The following is an 18402-nucleotide window of genomic DNA, read 5'->3' on the forward strand; positions in this document are numbered from 1 at the left end:
TAGTTGCTATTAGTTAAATAGCAGGCTTGTTTTATTGTCAGATTTTTCTTAGTAATAAAATTTACTAGAGACCCTTAATAATCGCTAAAAATACCGAAGTACTTATATAGTGAATTCATTTTAAATAGAGAAAGAGTAGGTGCTATATGTTCAAGTCCATCAAGACAAAAATCATCATGACGGGTATGGTGCTTTTTCTAATTGGCATAGCCATTATGACTGCCATTAGCAGTACGCAAGTAAAAAACAAAACGGAGGAAAACGTGGTCGCGTCAAGCGGTTCCCTCATTAATGAAATGGGCTTTGCGATCGAGAACTATCTGGGACAATACGAGTTAGGTCTTGCTCAACTATCGACTTCCCCTTTAGTGACAGAGTTTTCAACCGCAACGGGAGATGAACCAGCTGACGATTCACTTCCCAAACTCAATGAATCTTTCGAACACTTTATGGAATTATACGAAGATTCATCAGGCATCTATTTTTCTCTTCCTACTAAAGAGACTTACATTATGCCAGAAGCAGATTTAGGCGCTGGTTTCGATCCTACAACACGTGAATGGTATATACAAGCGGTTGCAGACCCGAGCGCTGTGCAATGGACGAAACCTTATATAGACCAAGCAACTAGTGAATTTGTAATCAGTGCTTCAAAAGCGGTGCAAGCAAATGGGAAGGTCATTGGCGTTGTTGGCCTCGATATTCAGCTTTCCGCGTTAACAGACAAGATTTCATCCAGCGAAATTGGTTATGACGGTTACCCCGTCCTTTTCGATACAGAAGGAACAGCGATTGCTCACCCGACATTACAGGGAGAAAACTCGATGGAACTTCCATTCATCGCCGAGATGTACAAAGAAGGCAACGAACAAGGCGCGATTTACTATGAATATGAAGGTATCAATAAAGCCAATATCTACTCAACGATTAAGAAGTTCGGTTGGAAGATCGGTGCCATCTATGATGAAACAAATATCCACGCACTGGCAAGTGACTTGCGTAACTCTATGCTGATTGTGGCTTTAGTAACACTCTTGATCATTTTCGCAGCACTTTATTTCATGATTAGCCGTACCATTAAACCACTCGGTACATTGAATTCACTAATGAATTCTGTTTCAAAAGGCGATTTAACAGTTCACTCAGACATTAAAATGAACGACGAAATTAGTGAACTTGGGAACAGCTTCAATACGATGATTGACAATATGCATTCCATTATCACTGTCGTTAATGGCTCTGCATCGAATGTGCGTGCGAGTTCCGAGAGTTTAAGCGCTGTCGCAGAGGAGACAAGTGCATCAAGTGAAGAAGTCGCACATGCCGTTTCCGAAATTGCACATGGCGCGTCGAAATCAGCTGAAGATGCAGAACTCGTAACTGAAAAGGCCGACATCCTTGGCCAACAAATTAACGAAATTACAACGAAAGCCGGTGTCATGTCTGATATCGCAACAAGAGCCGGTGAAATGAACACCAACGGCCAAGGCCAAATGCACGAACTAAAACTTTCCTTCAATGACTGGGAAACAAATTTACAGTCCATGTCTGAAGTAATCGGAACCCTTGAGAATAAAGTCAAAGCAATCGGCGGAGTTATGGAAACCATTACGCAAATCTCGACACAAACAAATTTACTTGCGCTAAACGCGAGCATCGAGGCGGCACGTGCAGGTGAACACGGTAAAGGGTTTGCGGTCGTTGCAGATGAAGTAAGGAAACTCGCTGAACAATCAGCTAGGTCAACGGATGAAGTAAAAGTGACCGTCCAAGAACTACAAACAGAATCCAGACTCGTCTCAGAGCAAATGAACGAAACACGCGAAAACTTCCTACGTCAAGGTACGGTCGTAACCGACACAGAAGTCACGTTCGGTGAAATCTCGACGTTGATGGTTGATATGCAAGACTCGATTGACGCAGTGTATGAAGAAATACAGAAAGTGGCGACTCATAAAGACGACGTCGCTGAAACGATCCAAACAATGGCAGCAACTTCGCAAGAAACAGCCGCTGCTTGTGAAGAAGTAAGTGCTTCAACAGACGAACAGCTTCGCGCGATTCAATCAGTAACGGATGCAGCGGAGACGTTGACGGAGTTGAGTGAAGAATTGAGCATGGCGGTTAATCGGTTTAAGGTTTAAAACAGTGCAAAAGCGCTCAAGACAGTTTCTGTCTTGAGCGCTTTTTTTCGACTATTTCTTAGTAGTAACCCTTTTTTGTATAGAACACAATGCTAAATAATTTCACTTACACCTTTTTTACTACGCACTCTACCTAATTACACCAACGATAAATACCAATCCAACATATGATTTACTTCACTCTTAACCAATTCAATGAAATCATCATATATATCCGTAGTATGCGCTTTGTCTAGTGCATCATAGTAAGAAAGGCGATTTTCTGCCTTAATGATAATTGGAGGGAATCCAGCTTTCATTAAGTCCAAGTTAAGTAGTAATCTAGATGCGCGGCCGTTTCCGTCGATGAATGGGTGAATACCAACAAAAATAATATGTAGCATTGCGGCACGCGCAATTGGATGCATAGATTGTGCCTCGCCGTCATGCCAAATAATTAGTTCTTCCATCTTCTCTTTTATGAGAAATGGTTCAGGCGGGACATGCTCTGCACCCGAGATATAGACTTGCTGGTCGCGGTACATTCCTGCGTATCCATCGTTAATTCCTTTTAGTATGAGTCCATGCAAGTTCTTAATTTGCCATTCGGTTAGCAACTCATTATTAGCCACGATTTCTTCTACATACAGTATCGCATCTCGATGGTTGATCACTTCAAGATGCTCCCGCATCGTTTTACCACCAACCGTAATCCCTTCAAGAACGACTTTTGTCTCTTTTAGCGTCAACGTGTTTCCTTCTATCGCATTCGAGTTGTACGTCCACTCCAGTAGCAACTTCTCCCGTAAACTCTTCAGCGTATAAGTAGGCAAAGGACGTTTTCCGTCTAGCAAATTTTTTTTACGATCGATTTCCTGAAACATGTCCGTGCCCCCCTTGTCATAAGTCATAGCTCTTTTTATCAGTCACATACATTTCTTCAATCAGGTAGCAGTGTCATCATTATTTGTTATATGACCAATCCTATTATGATATTAGGTTCACTAATCAGGTCGGCAAAGTGATCATTTTGTGCTTTTATTTGATGTATAAGATTATTTTACCTCCGCGTTCAATTAAAGACAATTTTTTGATGAGAGTCTATGTAATGCATAATGACCGTATCCGCTTAGATTTCTAGTCAGCAATGATTTTACAGATACGCAACGCTAGTAGGGACAAGTGATAACATCAGTAAAGTGGCTCATTGATTGGATCCTCTTCTTGTAATTCTATATAATAGGGAGTTAAACCCAAATAAATAAACAATAAACAACTAAAATAAACGACTATACCTATCAAGGTATTATTGAATATTTGCGATACTAAAATCATAAATGGAATGAGAAATCCAATCAAACCACCTCGTTGCGATGACTTTTTCGTCCGGTATTGTTTTTGTTTACATTTCGGACAAGTGATCTCTCCGTTTTTCATACTACACTTCAAGGCTTCTCCATATGACCATTCTTCATTACATTTAACACAAACAGGCAAACCCTTACCCTTTTTTCGTAGTCTCCTTTTTAGGTAGATATACAGGAGTACAAAGATACTGACAAGGAGAATCGTTTTTATGAAATCATTGTTAAGCTCCATCCAAATAGTAGTCGTATCAGATTGATTCGAAGCTGCAGTTTGTGATGGACTTAAAGGTAATGGATCTTTTTGTTGCCAAAGTAAATAACTGAAGCCCAGTGTAAGAATCGTACAAGTTACGAGCACAATACGGTATTTCCACTCACTGTGCCGTTTAGTTCTTATAGTATTTGTTTTTGCTTTTGTACTAATTCGCTGTTTTCTATCTTTTGACAACGACAGAGTTTGTAATTCCCTATGTAAGTCCACTTTAAATTTATTCATGACGCTACTCCCCCCATTCATAATCAGTTATCCGATTTCCCAGTTGCTTCCGTGCACGCTGTAATCGAGTACGAACTGTCGACTCTGGACAATTTACTAATTTTGCGATTTCCACTGTCGACATTTCTTCATAATAATAAAGTATGAGCACTTCACGATAAGGTACCGTTAACGTAAACAGTGCTTCTACCAATTCCATTTTCTCGGACTTTTCAAGCATTGCACGTTCAGGCGACTGACTTTTACCTTTACTTATAACTTTTTTATACAACGTCGTTCTCCGACTCTTCCAACTTCGTAAATAATCATGACTCCGATTGACAGTCATTTTCACTAAGTACGTTTTCAGCGATGCATCTCCCCTAAACTGGTCCTGTTTTTCATAAAAGGCAACGAACACATCCTGAACGATGTCCTCAGCAGTTGCACTATTTTCCACGTACAAATATGCAACGCGCAATAAATAATCCCCATACTCGGAAATAATCTTTTCAATTTGCAAAACAAATTCCACCACCTTCATCCTACTGACGTAAGTCGATTGTTTTCCGACTCATTTAACAATGCTATTTTTTAAAGACTGATGTCTGTTCATAACAAAATGAGTTTATACATAATCCGTTCGGTAGCAATCTGGAATAAAACCCGTACCTCTGCAAGACAAAATAACGAGCAATTCAACGATTCGGATAGAAATACAAAAAGCAGAAATCCATCTAGATTTCTGACCCTTCTCTTATTATGATACAGTTGCAGTGAATTTACGTAATCGGTACCCAAACTTTAGTGCTTCAACAGATGAACAGCGTCTTGCGGTTCAGGAGTTGAGTGAAGAATTGAGTATGGCGGTTAATCGGTTTAAGGTTTAAGGTTTAAGGTTTAAGAAATTGAAAACCACTTAGGGAATTTTGCCCTAAGTGGTTTTTCTATCTAGAACTATTTTCATCATACTCTTCCCATAAATAACTCAATTGTCTCGCATTTTCTGTAACAGTCGGTCATATACATAATTTATTGCACATATACATAGTAATAGGGTTACTTATATCGTTTTTCAACCCTTTATAAATTGCAAGAGCAGTTTGACAGTGCCTAATGAATGGAGGTGAAAACCAGTGACAACATACGAATTACTAAGCTTACTCATCCAACTATCTGGTGGATGGATTGCTTTTATGTCGGTGTCGTTGTCAGTCATCTTTTTCTTATCAAAAAAGAAGTAACCGTCCCTTCCATCAACGGAAGTGTGAACAACAATTACTTCTTTCTTGTTGACCAAATGCTTTTCTACCAACTGATTACACCATTTTACTTTGCGCAAAATCGCCACTGATTTTGCCTTGCAGAATACTACAACCGGGCTGAGTGCTCAAACACTCAGTCCTTTTTATTCTATGTCGTGTTTTTTATAATATGATAGATTTCAAGAGTAGTGCAACACATAGTGAAATTGTGGATGATCAAGTCTGCATATTTAGGACCTACTGCAAAGCACTTTTCAAGTAACGTTCAATTATTATATGTAACTAGCACTACAAATAGAAACAAATCTAGTAGTATATCCCCCATAAAACTGGCTTAATGCTATAAAATTTTATTTTAATGTTTCCATATCTTTTGTGTTAGTACCAAAATAATCAAAAAAGCCGTTCTGACAATAAAATCTCCAGAACGATTTTTTAATTTACATTGCACGTAGTATTAGATTTCCACTAGATAGATTTTATGTATGTAAAGCTATCATTTTCTTATCAAGAAAGAAGTAACTGCCCCCCCATCGGCTGAAGTGTGGACAATTACTTCTTCTTTTCCATACAACAATTTTCACCGTCGTACGATGTACAAAATCGATTATGATTTTGTAGTTACAGTCTACCATTACAGGACTGAATGTTCAAACACTTAGTTCTTTTACATTACTTGATGAACTATCAATAGAAGTGCGACACTTCATTTCAAAATGACTTTCGATAACCAAACTTGACTCATTTCACTTTTATTAGTTTTGCATATTGGATCTGATATGAGTCCTTATTTTAGTATAATCATTTATATATGTAGCATGTCCTATTAAATGGAACCTTTCTTTTAGTATCTTCCCCTACAATAGTGACTAAGCGCTAATACGCCTTCCTTTTTACTAAGGCTTCTGAATCTATTATTTAAATCGTTCATTATTCAATGGACTGAATAGTTAAATAATGGTACAATTTCTATAGAAATAATCCTAAAATAGATGTATCTTCTCTTACGGTGTGTAAGAAATAGTTCTCCAAAATCTCACCCCTCTCCCATAACAATTTTACATATACATAATGCTTCACATACAAACAATTGAATAACTCTTTAATTGTTTTTTCACCTCTCTAGAAATACATCACAATTTCAGTTTAGTTATAAGAAAGGTATTGACATAAACATGGACACTTTCAAATAAAAGGAGGTGAAAACCAGTGACAACATACGAAATACTAAGCTTACTCATTTCACTTTCCGGTGGATGGATTGCTTTTATGTCGGTGTCGTTGTCAGCTATCTTTTTCTTATCAAGAAAGGAGTAATTGCCCCCCTATCGGCAGAAGTGTGGACAATTACTTCTTCTATTTCCATTCTGGGTCAACTGTTTTTTCAGCCCGGCAATTTACACCGTCGACAATAAATAGGACTGATTTTTATCACTCAGTCCTATTTATTCCAATTCAAGTTTTCAATTATATGCAACAAGTACTTCTAATAGAAACAAATCCTTCCTCCCAGTGGCGGCTAGTCGTAAAAAAGCGTTTGATTCGTTTTTCGTATCAATTACGTAGATATCCAATCCAATTAATAGGAGGTTTGAAATGGAGAACTATGCTCATGTAATTCCATACGAAATGATTGAACAAGTAGCGAATACAAATGAAGTTCCCGCGGGTGTAGAATTAATTCAAGCACCAAGTATTTGGAAAAAAACAAAAGGAAAAGGGATTACGGTAGCGGTTTTGGATACAGGATGCGATCGTAAACACTCCGATTTACAAGAACAGATAATTGGTGGTCGGAACTTTACGGACGACGATGGTCACAATCCCGAACTATTTCTTGATTATAATGGACATGGAACTCACGTTGCTGGAACGATTGCTGCTCGACAGAACGATAACGGCGTAATTGGAGTAGCCCCTGAAGCAAGTTTACTCATTGTTAAGGTCTTGAATAAAGAAGGCTCGGGACAATATGACTGGATCATTAATGGCATCAATTATGCGATTGAACAAAAAGTGGATATCATCTCCATGTCATTGGGGGGTCCTAATGATATGCCAGAACTTTATCAGGCGATCAAAAAAGCGATTACCAACAATATCCTCGTCGTTTGTGCGGCTGGAAATGAGGGTGACGGCGACGATTCAACCGATGAGTTTGCCTATCCAGGTTGTTATAACGAAGTCATAAGCGTTGGTGCGATTAACCTAAAACGACGCTCTTCCGATTTCACCAATTCTCACAATGAAATCGATTTAGTCGCTCCGGGTGAAAAAATTATTTCTACGTATTTAAACGGAAAATATGCCACGTTAAGTGGAACTTCAATGGCTGCACCACATGTATCGGGAGCACTCGCCCTAATAAAAAATTTGGTCAATAACAGTTTCGGGCGTCAACTTTCGGAGCCGGAGCTATATGCCCAATTAATTAAAAGGACCGTTCCGCTAGGATTCTCACCGAAACTAGAAGGCAACGGTCTCATTTATTTAACAGTCCTTGAACATTTGACGAATGTATTTGAGCAAGAAAACAAAACACTGGTCTTGAATGCATAATAAATCAATTTAATGATATAACCGCATTCAAACATTCAGAAATTAACGATAGCCGCACAAGGAATATTAATTTCCTTGTGCGGCTATCGTTTTTGGCAATCACGCAATAGCTCTATTTCAGAGTTTAATATCCCCGGGTACATCAATGACATATCCTATTGTCGATTCTAATTGTATGAGTGGGTCGTGATTTCGTAATTCTTCAAAATCAAGACCTGTAATCGCTTCAATTTTTGAAATAGGTACTTGATATGTTTTATATTCTCCATACGCAAATTCCAAATCCTCAATAAGGTTCTTTTGAGTTTGCAAATAAGCAGTTGCAGATAGATTTCCATCTTTCTTAACAATGACAGCTATTTTCCAAAACTCTGCCGGTATTTGAACGCCCCTGTAAATCACGTCATCCAACCGAAAAACAGGCCCAGTGAACACCGTCACTTTAAGATTCGCGTTTTTGGCATTGTCTAAAATATAATTCTCCAGATCCAGCCAACTTTGCTGATTCAGTTTACTTTGCTGGGGCGCACAATTTGTAAAATGGAACGTATCCTTATTCGCCTTTTCCGCCGAATCTCCCCAAACAGGATCCAGCCTGCGGACAAGATGCCCCCGATCAAGCGAATTATTTTTATATAATTCTGGGCCACACTGGTACTCTGTTTCGATACGAGAATCGAGATACCATTTGTCATTACGGCCAATCTTCATTAATTGATTGCCATCAATATTCACCACCGTATAATACGCTAAACGGCGTGACTTGCTCATGACAATTGAAAAATGCGTATACTGTAAAACATTGCTTCCGTCCTTTAATAAGGCAATATCCTGTTCAAGATCCGACCGGAATTTCGGATGAGGAACTTCATAGGCCTCACCAAGAAATTGAGTGTCATAACCGGTCGCCCCTTCATACCACGAACTGCTTAACTCCTCAACGACCATTTCTTCACTAGTATGGTCAAGGACTCCCCACTCTTTCACAATGTCATTCAGCAACACTTTTTGATCATCACTAAAATTTGTGCCTTGCTCCACGATAAACTGGATAATACTGCTGATACGAATCCCTTCATTGGCAATAAATTCAGTCCGGTTCTTTGGATCTGGAACCCCAGCATGGTGGAGGGAAACGACAATCCATTCGTCATTATAGACAGGTGAACCGGAAGATCCTGGCATAGTATCTGTTGAGTAGTGAATATAATCGTCAAATACATCCATAATTTGATTCTCTCTGATTGCTACAGCTTTCGGTGCCCCCGAAGGATGCTGAATGATTGATACGCATTCACCAACCAACCCTTTGCCCGTTTGCGGGATGAGCGGCAAGAAACCAAATTCACTTATATTTGTGCCGTCAGCAGATACTTCCTCTATCGTAACTAGCGTGAAATCAAGATTTTGATCCGTTATAAATAAACGCTTTGGTGTTAGACGGAAGTTTTTCATCGGACGTTCTTTTAAATCAAGACCGACCTCAAAGTTGAATTGTGCGACGCTGAACTGAGCCGTATCGACGTTCTCCAACACATGATTATTCGTAAGCAATAATGAAGGTGAGACAAGAAATCCTGTAGCATGTCCGAGAACTCTGCCGATACGATCACGGATTTCGATTCTGCAAACCGGATTGGCTGCTTGTAGACCTGCTTCAAGATAAGAAATTGGAAATAAATCATCCCGACCAATAATACGCTCGATTGCAAGTCCATCCCGAGGATCAATAATTGCTTTACGGAGCGCGACCCGCTCAGGCGTATCTACCTCCATAGGGTTTTTAGTTTGCAGTTCACCAGCAATTCGTTCACGCTCACTAGAACGCGCGATGTAACGCTTTAACGCTTGTTGTTGTTGCAAATCTACAAGTTCCACAGTAAGACTTTGAAACTGGTCAAGTCGTTTAGTAGACATGTTTCCCCTCCTTCAAATAGTTGTCGTCACTACATTTTGCTTTACTATATATGTTGAATAAATGAACACAAACTAAGCGAAGGCGCCTTCTAGGGGTAACAAAAATAATTGAAATCGCCTGGTTAGATGCGAATGCATAATACGTGCATATGCGGGAGGCATTGGTTGTCCCCCAGCGTCACAGTGGATTCAATCAAATACTTCATTTCATTCTAAATTGACCTACTCTAATTTTACACTGTTCAGATAATTCTAACAGTCTTGTTGTTTTTTAGAAAGTTACTAATTAAGGATAATTTAAAGCGTTTTCCCAATTATGTATATTCCCATTATGACTTTAGCCATCCGAAACTGTTTTCAATGAGTTATATATGGTCCTTATGGAAGACGGCGAAGAAATTAAAGCCTGTACACCTGTAAGTGCTGTGCGTTTCGAGTGGTGTTCATTTTGCTGCAAACCTTCTCGTCCATTCTTTGTCATCATAATTATTTTGTTACCCAAAATTTGTTGGACGAAAAACTTTTATCAAATTCTTGTCCACTTTCCCTCACTTTTCTTCTATCTAAAGAATAAAGGGGATATTCTTTATGACAACTTACCTTTCTGGATACGCACACTTCACAAACAAACACGATTTAGATGCAGCAACTAGGCAACATGTACTCACGCACTGGAATGAAATGAACCAAACTGAGCGGGCTGTTCTCGATATGATCCGTCGTTACTCTGTTAAATATGGTGCTGCACATTTGAAACACGAAACCATCGAAAAGGCCATTAAGAAATCCAACGCAACTGTACGACGCGCCATTCGCAAGTTAGAAAAGCTTGAAATCATCGAACGCATTCACTATATCCGCCCTGTCATGAGCGGTCTAGGCGCTAACATTTATGTCATTAAACCTACTAATGACCAGTCGAAATTGAACACCCCGAAGGTTGACGAAAAGCCTTCTGTCAGTAAGGCGGAACCTGCTAAACCACAAAACGAAGCTTTTCTTTCTAAAGCGTTAAGTACTAAAGATCTTAAAAGAACGTCTCCTCCGGAAATTGTGCCCACTACACTTTTCGGGAAGATGAAAACGCTTCTTTCTTCAACAATCGGAGAGAGTAAATTAGCACGCAACTTTTACGGCGTCTACCGGAAACAGTCCCTGCAAATGCTGAAATTCAGTATTCACGAAGACAAAGGAGAGCTGTTCGAGCAATTGGCTATGCAAGCACTTCGTATTTCGATTCAAACGACAAAAGTGAAAAACATCCGAAATCTACCCGGCTATTATTCAGGCGTCTTGCGCGAACTCATCGACAAGGCTTTATTCAGTGAGGCATTTATGGATTATGACGTGCCATTTGAGGGTTTTTTCTATCGATGAAGTAAAGTAGTTAATTTGAAAATTCAGCTCAAGAGGAATCGCAAATTGCCCCTAGCAATAACCTTAGAGTATAAGAGTAATAAAAAAGACATTGTCGAGAACACTTTCGACGTTGTATCTGTCATTGATTATATGAATGACATAGCAAACAGCAATTCAAAGCCTCTTAGAAGACGACTGCAAGAAATGTGATAGGGACGATGTTGGCAGTGAATTATTTAATCGTGGTAGTGATGTGTATAGCGGATTAGTGAACCGTATCTGTGTCTGACACAAGAGTGTTAGTTGGAAACTGTGCCGCGTTGGTTGGATAGCACTCGGATTTCGTTAGACACTTCGAAGAGTTCGTTGGAAACAATTTATTAGCGTTTGACTCCACTAAAATTACCAGCAAGTGTCATTGGTGCCTCTAAGTCGACTAGGAATAGCACAACGGTTGTATCCTTTGTCATTTGGGTTTTGGTTAACTCTTCCGCAGTACCTGAAATTGCATCACCTTTACGTAGGATTTCCCCATGTGTAGTAATTTCGCCGTCCATTACATACAGCCAAGGTGTATAGCCGGCCGCAATCGGTAATATAAAAGCTTCGTCTGTTTTTCCATATACATCGTAAACAATGATTTGCTGACGAAGTTCCAGTGGGGCATTTGATTCTGTTGGTCCTGCTATTAAACGCCAATCACTCACTTCTGGTAGTTGCATTTCCGCAAATTGAACGCGCGGCTCAAAATCCTTTTCCGACGGACGTATAATTATTTGGAGCATTTCAACCGGACCAGTTGGTGTTGATTCCCGATGGAAGAAGCTTTTCCCAGCCCCCATTAGCATTTGCTTTGTTGGCGAGCAAGATTCCTTCAAGCCTGTTGAATCTTCATGGAGCATTTCGCCTTGCCACACATAACTTATAATTTCATCATTTATGTGTTCATGCATCTTTATCGTTACACCTTTTCCGAAATTTGCATGATCAATTCGGCTAAGTGGACCAAATGCATAATCCTCTTTTTCCAAGTTTCCATCGATTAAACCGGGTCGACGAATTTGTAGCGAAAAAGGACCTCTACCGTTTGAATTAGCTTGTTCATTCCGTAAAATATTCACTTTTCATACACTCCTTTAATTGCTTTTTTTGTAGTTAAAAACCTTATCTGTGAATGACATAATGACGAACAATTAATACCTTTGGATACGTGGTCAAAGTAATTAGATTCTAACACGAATATCTGATTTCGCTTTTATTATTACTCAATTGCAGTGAATTTACATAACAGCTTCCTGCACAGGTAGACGAAGTTAAGCTACCTTTTATAGATGAACAGGAAACCGTGGATTTTTATCATAAGATTTGAGGGTGACTCATACCATTTATTGATAGGGAGTGATTTTATATGGATGAGCGCAATGATAGGAAGAACAGCAAGGACGAGCAATTAGAATTTTTTCGGGTTGATGATAAAGGCAAGACACTTACAACCAATCAAGGGTTAAAAGTGTCAGAAGATGAATTTTCATTAAAAGCGGGCGTGCGGGGGCCGACTATAATGGAAGATTTTCATTTTCGCGAAAAAGTAACTCACTTTGACCACGAGCGAATTCCAGAAAGGGTCGTTCATGCACGTGGTTTTGCCGCGCACGGAGAATTTCAGTTATACAAAAACATGAAAAAGTATACAAGGGCGAAGTTCCTGCAAGATACGTCCAAAAAGACGCCCGTATTTGTCCGATTTTCTACTGTAAATGGAGCCCGTGGTTCTGCGGATACGGTTCGGGATGCCAGAGGATTTGCGACTAAATTCTATACAGAAGAAGGAAACTATGATCTAGTTGGGAATAACATTCCTGTCTTTTTCATCCAAGATGCTATTAAATTCCCAGATCTCGTACATGCCTTCAAACCTGAGCCTGATAATGATATCCCGCAAGCCTCTACTGCCCACGACACGTTTTGGGATTTTGTCGCGAATAACCAGGAATCTGCACATATGATTATGTGGATTATGTCAGACCGCGCCATTCCACGTAGCTTTCGGATGATGGAAGGATTTGGCGTTCATACGTTTCGCTTTGTCAATGATCAAGGAAAAGCCCATTTTGTGAAATTCCATTGGAAGCCTGCATTAGGAATTCATTCCTTTGTCTGGGACGAGTCCCGTAAACTGACAGGCATCGACCCTGACTTTCACCGTAATGACTTATGGGGTGCCATTGAAAAAGGGTTTTACCCGGAATACGAATTGGGCGTTCAGATTCTTGCCGAAGAGGACGAATTCAGTCTCGAGTTCGACATATTGGATGCGACAAAGATTTGGCCGGAAGAAGACATTCCAGTCACCATCATTGGAAAGATGACCCTGAATCGAAATGTAGACAATTTCTTTGCTGAAACGGAACAGGTTGCGTTTCATTTGGGCAATGTTGTACCTGGAATTGATTTTACGAATGATCCATTATTACAGGGGCGCTTGTTTTCGTACTTAGATACGCAATTACTCCGTCTGGGCGGACCTAACTTTCATGAAATACCAATTAATAGACCGGTTGTACCGTTCCATAACAATCAACGGGAGGGTTTCCATCGCCAGACCATCAATCTCGGGAAGGTGAGCTATCATCGAAACACTTTGGCTGGTAACACCCCCGCACCTGCAAGTGTGGAGGAAGGAGGATATGCCTCCTATCAGGAAAAGGTGGAAGGGGTTAAAATTCGTGCTCGAAGTAAGAGTTTTGCAGACCATTTTTCTCAGGCCACCCTTTTTTGGAACAGTATGAGCCCACCTGAAAAAATGCATATCATTGATGCGTTCAGCTTCGAACTAGAGAAAGTCAAAAGTGAATCGGTCAAACAGCAGGTGGTGGATATGTTTGCCAATGTGAGTCTTGAATTAACGACCGCCTTTGCGGTAAATATCGGGGCAAATCCTCCTAAAGGGGGCGGTTCGACCATAACAAAATCTTCCCCAGCCCTCAGCCAGGAAAATACAACAAAATCAGAAAAAACACGTAAGATCGCTGTAATACTGACGAAGGGATTCAATGGTCCAGAGGTTCAATATGTGCTAGACAGATTGATTAATGAAGGCCTTATGCCGGAAATTATCAGTGAAAACATTGGAACAGTGCAGGGTACAAATGAAGTTAAGGTAAAAGCGGAACATACCTTTTTAACTGCGAAGTCGGTGTTATTTGATGCTGTTTATATGATAAGGGGCAGTAACAAAAGTAAAAAGTTCAACAAGGATGCAGCCTACTTCATTGATGAGGCATTTTCACACTATAAGCCGATTGGTGCAACCGGTGAAGGCATCCAATGGCTGGAAGTAAATCATTTTGAAGGACAACCGGGCGTAATTTCGGAAACTGACATTACAGATTTTGTGACAGAATTTGTTGAGGCGATTGCTGCCCACCGTTTCTGGCAGAGGAAGTTAGTTTGATTAAATTCCATCAGAAAAAGAGAACAATCTAAATCGAGGATTAGAGGGGTACTATTTCCGAAATACGTACTCTTCTATCTCCTCATATTTTTTGTTGATTGATTTCTTTTGTTAAGTGACCCGTACCTGTGCGAGACACAATGACAAACAATTCACACCTCTGAATAAATATTCAAGGTATTAAGATTTTCATGCGAATATCTGAATTCATTTTTATTATTATACAATTGCAATAAATTTACAGAATAGTGTCATGCACAGGTACGTGACACTTTAGTTCATCCATCGTAATTACCTGAACTGGCCCATACTTTTGGATAGCATGTCAAGCTATTAATTTCCCGATATATGGATCTCCACCTCCACCTGTTCCTAGGACTGCTGCCCCGATTGCAATGTGCTCTATATCTTCTTTATTTAACCACTTCATACTGATTCTCCCTTGATAATTGACGTTTAACGACTAAACAAAAAACTGTCTGTGTAGCAAAAGCAATGATGAAACTATCAAGAGACGGAATTGTCGTTAGAGTGAAAAGTTCCATTCCAATTGGATTCTCCAGTGTTAGCCAACTCACCAATGTCCCTGTCCCCCAAGCGATTATCGGGTATACATGGTACTGCGCAGTTGATTCGAATGAAAGCATTTTTGCACCGCCAATATAGTAAATGGCCGTATATACACCGCCTATTGGTGCGATGAACATCGTGATGATACTTAGGAAATTAATGAAGTTTCCGTAAATCCCTAAAACAGCCATAAGAGTTCCGATTGTACCTGCAGCAAGTGTCAACTTCGCTTTACTAGTCTTCGTGAAAATAACAGCTAAGCCAAGTCCAGAAGAGTAAGCATTACTTGTGTTCGTTGTCCACTGCGCCAAAATCAAGACGAGAATGCCTGGAATTCCAAGTCCAACAGTCAGCATGATCGTCGTCAGATTGTCTTCGTTCATGATACGGGATAGAATCATCGCAATGACCAATATAAAACTATTACCAATAAAGAAACCAAAGAATGATGCTAAAACTGCATCTTTTTTTGTTCGTGCCCATCTTGATATGTCCGGGGAAATGACTGCACCCACGACAAAGATACTAATCACAAGTGAAATGGCCATTCCTAATGAGAATGTATTTTCTACAGGTGCCGCAATACCAGCTGTGCCAAATTTACTGATGGCCATTCCGACTGCCAGAATAACTAATACGATTACCAGCGGAACCGACCAAGAACTTAACTTTTCTATCGCACGGTAACCATACATTGCCGTCATCATCATCAGCAATCCACCTACTCCAGCGAGAAGTGGAATTGGTAAATGAATTCCGATTGCATTAGTAATTGCGACGGACGCATTTTCGGCAAAAAAGCCAGCCTGTACACCAAACCAGCCCATTAACGAGATGGCGAGTAATGCCGAAACAATTTTCGCTCCTGAAGTTCCAAAGGCGGAGCGAGAAATCATAGAAGTGGATAATCCAGTTGCTGCTCCAACGTATGCACAAAATGCAGCTAAAACACCCAATATCAGAGATCCGATCACCACAGCAAGCAAGGCGTCATTAAAAGCCATTCCTGCGCCAAGTTCTGCGCCAAAAATCATTGCGGATAAATCAATTCCGACAGCGATCCAGATCATACTAATGGATAGCCATTTCTTACGTTCGTTCATAGGTACTACTTCTCGTGCATAATCATTTTGCATTTTCAATCCCCGTTAACATAAGAATTACTAGTTGAAATGCATGTTGGATTTGCTCAAATAAAGCTTTATCATCGTACAGATTAATTTCCCAGAATAACCCATCCATTATCAAAAGAAATTGTTTTGTCAAGTTGATATTTTGTTGCTCTGAAATGGATGGATAGTCACGTTTTAAAGAAGTTTTCAACGATTGAATGAGCCACTCATCGAATTGCTCCATATGTCTTTTCAGAAACTGCCTAATTTCTGGAGGTGGGGAGGTAAGCAATGAAATATACGCCATCGTTTTATTTTCGTTCTTTTTATGATAAGAGACAGTCCCGTGCAGCAGACTGGAGAATATCTCTTCTATTGGAGAATTTTCCACTTCAGCCATAATTTTTTTCATCTGACTAAAATGCTCCCCCAATAACTTTTTAAAAGCTGCAACAAATACAGCTTCTTTGTCTTGATAAAAAAAATAGATCGAAGCCGGCTTAATGCCAACTTCTGTAGCGATTTTTTGCATCGTGGCCCCTTGATAACCGTATCGTGAATAATGGTAAATTGTCGCTTCCAATATTTTTTCTTTCACTACACTTACACCGCCTAATAGTTATTAGGTCCATAATACAACTACAGTTATCGGAAATCAACAACATTCCGAATATTGTTTTAGTATATTTTTTTCGTTTTTGAACATAGTTTCATACCGAATAAAAACGCACAAAAAAATCAGCCATTTATGGGGCATGGCTGATTTTTATCTGTTTACCGAAGAAGACGCTCACTTCAATCACGACAAGGCCGTAGCCCAGTAATACGATAGGTTCTTTCTTTAATTTCGCTACAGAGTGGACCGTACCCACTAATTGTGTGGGTGTCTGTGGAACAAAAAACAATTCAACCAATTGTATAAAAAAACATTAGATATTAGATATTCAGATACTTATCTTTTCTCTAGTTTATAAGTATGTAATTGTAGTTAATTGACTAGATAATATCGTGCACAGGTATGCGAAATTTAAGCATTGCCTTCTTCTACGTCATGCTTCACTCCTAAAAACGCATTCACAACTTTATAGTATTGCTTTGCGTTATCGTCACTCAGTTTTTTCATCTTTGGCAAGTTCAAACGACCCTAACGCTTTTTGAAATTCACCATTGGCAAGCGCCAGTTTTCCTTGCTCCATTGCTTTGTCATACATCCCATTAGTACACCCGACCAGCGAGCCGGCTAACACTAAAGTTGCACCAAACCTTCTCATAAGCCACTCCCATTCGTTTGCTCTTCCCGATATGCCATAAACTCTATATAGTATGTAATTGTTCTTCGATAATGATTGGTTGTATCCTTGTAATGCTCTTGAATCTGTCGCAGCATCTGGTCCGTTACAGCACCGTTCACCGTTATAAATATTGTATCTTTGCAGATTAAGGTGACGGTTATTGTACTGCTTTGCAGAACGATCCTTGATCTGCCGTTCTCCTGGTTTGACTGTGTGTCTGATTTTCAGGTATTCCATAAATTCCATCTGTCTTTCCACAGTGGATTCGTGATAAATAAAATATGTGTAGATTCTGCAGGTTCCTATACCTCATAAGAAGTCTGCGTATGAAACTCTAGTCTACGGGGAATTTCACCTATAATGGAACAATAAGTAATTAGTGGAGTATTAGATATAGCTGCCGTTCCAGAGAACTGAATTCAGTCTTCAATGTATCCAGTTCATCATTCAACCTCTCAATTTCATTTGCTGAAAGGTTATGTGCTAAAGCGTATTCGGCTATCCTTTTCATTTCATGCAACTTAACGTTCATCTCATCCAAGATACGAACCTGTTCCACAGTCCATTGAAGCTGTTGTTCAAGGTGTTTCTTCTGTTCTTGTTGTTCTTGAGTCATCTTGTTTCCTCCTAGTTGGCAGCTTCTAAGCAAATATTAAAAATCGGGTACCCTATACGAAGAAGTGCTTCAGCATTTCTTAATAATATGTGTCTTATCTATATCTTTTATATCGGATCAATTATGAGTTATTCAAATAGGTGATGTGGCAAGTTGTTGGGAGCCAGCAGCATTACGAAGTAGGAAAGATGATAAGCTCGTTTTCAATTCAAGATACTAATTAATAAATCAAAAAAGAAGACGACAACATAGTCGACTCCCCTTTTCACTTTATGAGATTTTGTGTATTACTA

General features: G+C 39.6%; 14 protein-coding genes and 1 pseudogene. 4 read left to right on the forward strand and 11 right to left on the reverse strand.

Annotated features, from left to right (window positions below; translation table 11 throughout):
• The first annotated feature begins 146 nt into the window (after nt 1–146).
• Complete coding sequence (locus AC25Y6_RS10985; RefSeq protein WP_488143043.1) at nt 147–2144, forward strand: methyl-accepting chemotaxis protein; 1998 nt, start codon at nt 147–149, stop codon at nt 2142–2144.
• Nucleotides 2145–2281: 137 nt separating this feature from the next.
• Here AC25Y6_RS10985 and AC25Y6_RS10990 read toward each other — a convergent pair whose 3' ends face one another.
• The 3 genes from AC25Y6_RS10990 to AC25Y6_RS11000 form a co-directional block, all read right to left on the reverse strand.
• Nucleotides 2282–3007 (reverse strand): Fic family protein, encoded by a 726-nt coding sequence (locus tag AC25Y6_RS10990; RefSeq protein ID WP_488143044.1) that lies wholly within the window; start codon nt 3005–3007, stop codon nt 2282–2284.
• Nucleotides 3008–3314: 307 nt separating this feature from the next.
• Nucleotides 3315–3986, reverse strand: coding sequence for a TIGR04104 family putative zinc finger protein (locus AC25Y6_RS10995; RefSeq protein WP_488143045.1), 672 nt, complete (start codon nt 3984–3986; stop codon nt 3315–3317).
• Nucleotides 3987–3990: 4 nt separating this feature from the next.
• Nucleotides 3991–4488, reverse strand: a complete 498-nt coding sequence (locus AC25Y6_RS11000; protein ID WP_488143046.1) for an RNA polymerase sigma factor — start codon at nt 4486–4488, stop codon at nt 3991–3993.
• A 2338-nt stretch (nt 4489–6826) separates the two neighbouring features.
• On the opposite strand from AC25Y6_RS11000, the gene AC25Y6_RS11005 reads away from it, so the two are divergent.
• Nucleotides 6827–7789: a S8 family peptidase gene (locus AC25Y6_RS11005; protein ID WP_488143047.1), complete on the forward strand. Its 963-nt coding sequence runs from the start codon at nt 6827–6829 to the stop codon at nt 7787–7789.
• A 117-nt stretch (nt 7790–7906) separates the two neighbouring features.
• On the opposite strand, the gene AC25Y6_RS11010 is transcribed toward AC25Y6_RS11005, so the two are convergent.
• On the reverse strand, nt 7907–9706 hold the full coding sequence (locus AC25Y6_RS11010) for a DNA/RNA non-specific endonuclease (protein ID WP_488143048.1): 1800 nt from the start codon (nt 9704–9706) through the stop codon (nt 7907–7909).
• A 588-nt stretch (nt 9707–10294) separates the two neighbouring features.
• On the opposite strand from AC25Y6_RS11010, the gene AC25Y6_RS11015 reads away from it, so the two are divergent.
• A complete protein-coding gene (locus AC25Y6_RS11015) occupies nt 10295–11083 on the forward strand; it encodes a helix-turn-helix domain-containing protein (protein ID WP_488143049.1) in 789 nt (262 codons plus the stop codon).
• A gap of 362 nt (nt 11084–11445) precedes the next feature.
• On the opposite strand, the gene AC25Y6_RS11020 is transcribed toward AC25Y6_RS11015, so the two are convergent.
• Nucleotides 11446–12186 carry a pirin family protein gene (locus AC25Y6_RS11020; RefSeq protein ID WP_488143050.1) on the reverse strand — a complete coding sequence of 247 codons (741 nt, stop codon included), beginning with the start codon at nt 12184–12186 and terminating at the stop codon, nt 11446–11448.
• A gap of 287 nt (nt 12187–12473) precedes the next feature.
• Between AC25Y6_RS11020 and AC25Y6_RS11025 the strand changes: the two genes are divergently transcribed.
• Nucleotides 12474–14519 (forward strand): catalase, encoded by a 2046-nt coding sequence (locus AC25Y6_RS11025; RefSeq protein ID WP_488143051.1) that lies wholly within the window; start codon nt 12474–12476, stop codon nt 14517–14519.
• Between the two features lie 328 nt (nt 14520–14847).
• On the opposite strand, the pseudogene AC25Y6_RS11030 reads toward AC25Y6_RS11025, so the two are convergent.
• From AC25Y6_RS11030 to AC25Y6_RS11055, 6 genes and pseudogenes are all read right to left on the reverse strand, one after another.
• Nucleotides 14848–14949: pseudogene (locus AC25Y6_RS11030) on the reverse strand (S-methyl thiohydantoin desulfurase domain-containing protein); the annotation flags it as partial.
• Nucleotides 14933–16225: a cytosine permease gene (locus AC25Y6_RS11035; protein WP_482103735.1), complete on the reverse strand. Its 1293-nt coding sequence runs from the start codon at nt 16223–16225 to the stop codon at nt 14933–14935. The gene AC25Y6_RS11035 and the pseudogene AC25Y6_RS11030, both read right to left, overlap by 17 nt.
• Complete coding sequence (locus AC25Y6_RS11040; protein ID WP_488143052.1) at nt 16215–16799, reverse strand: TetR/AcrR family transcriptional regulator; 585 nt, start codon at nt 16797–16799, stop codon at nt 16215–16217. The genes AC25Y6_RS11035 and AC25Y6_RS11040 overlap by 11 nt, the downstream gene beginning before the upstream one ends.
• Before the next feature lie 148 nt (nt 16800–16947).
• Complete coding sequence (locus AC25Y6_RS11045) at nt 16948–17073, reverse strand: hypothetical protein (protein ID WP_488143053.1); 126 nt, start codon at nt 17071–17073, stop codon at nt 16948–16950.
• Between the two features lie 234 nt (nt 17074–17307).
• Nucleotides 17308–17751: a hypothetical protein gene (locus AC25Y6_RS11050; RefSeq protein WP_488143054.1), complete on the reverse strand. Its 444-nt coding sequence runs from the start codon at nt 17749–17751 to the stop codon at nt 17308–17310.
• 118 nt (nt 17752–17869) lie between these two features.
• Complete coding sequence (locus AC25Y6_RS11055; protein WP_488143055.1) at nt 17870–18109, reverse strand: hypothetical protein; 240 nt, start codon at nt 18107–18109, stop codon at nt 17870–17872.
• Nucleotides 18110–18402: the final 293 nt, after the last annotated feature.

This window comes from Sporosarcina sp. Y1004, assembly GCF_057669665.1.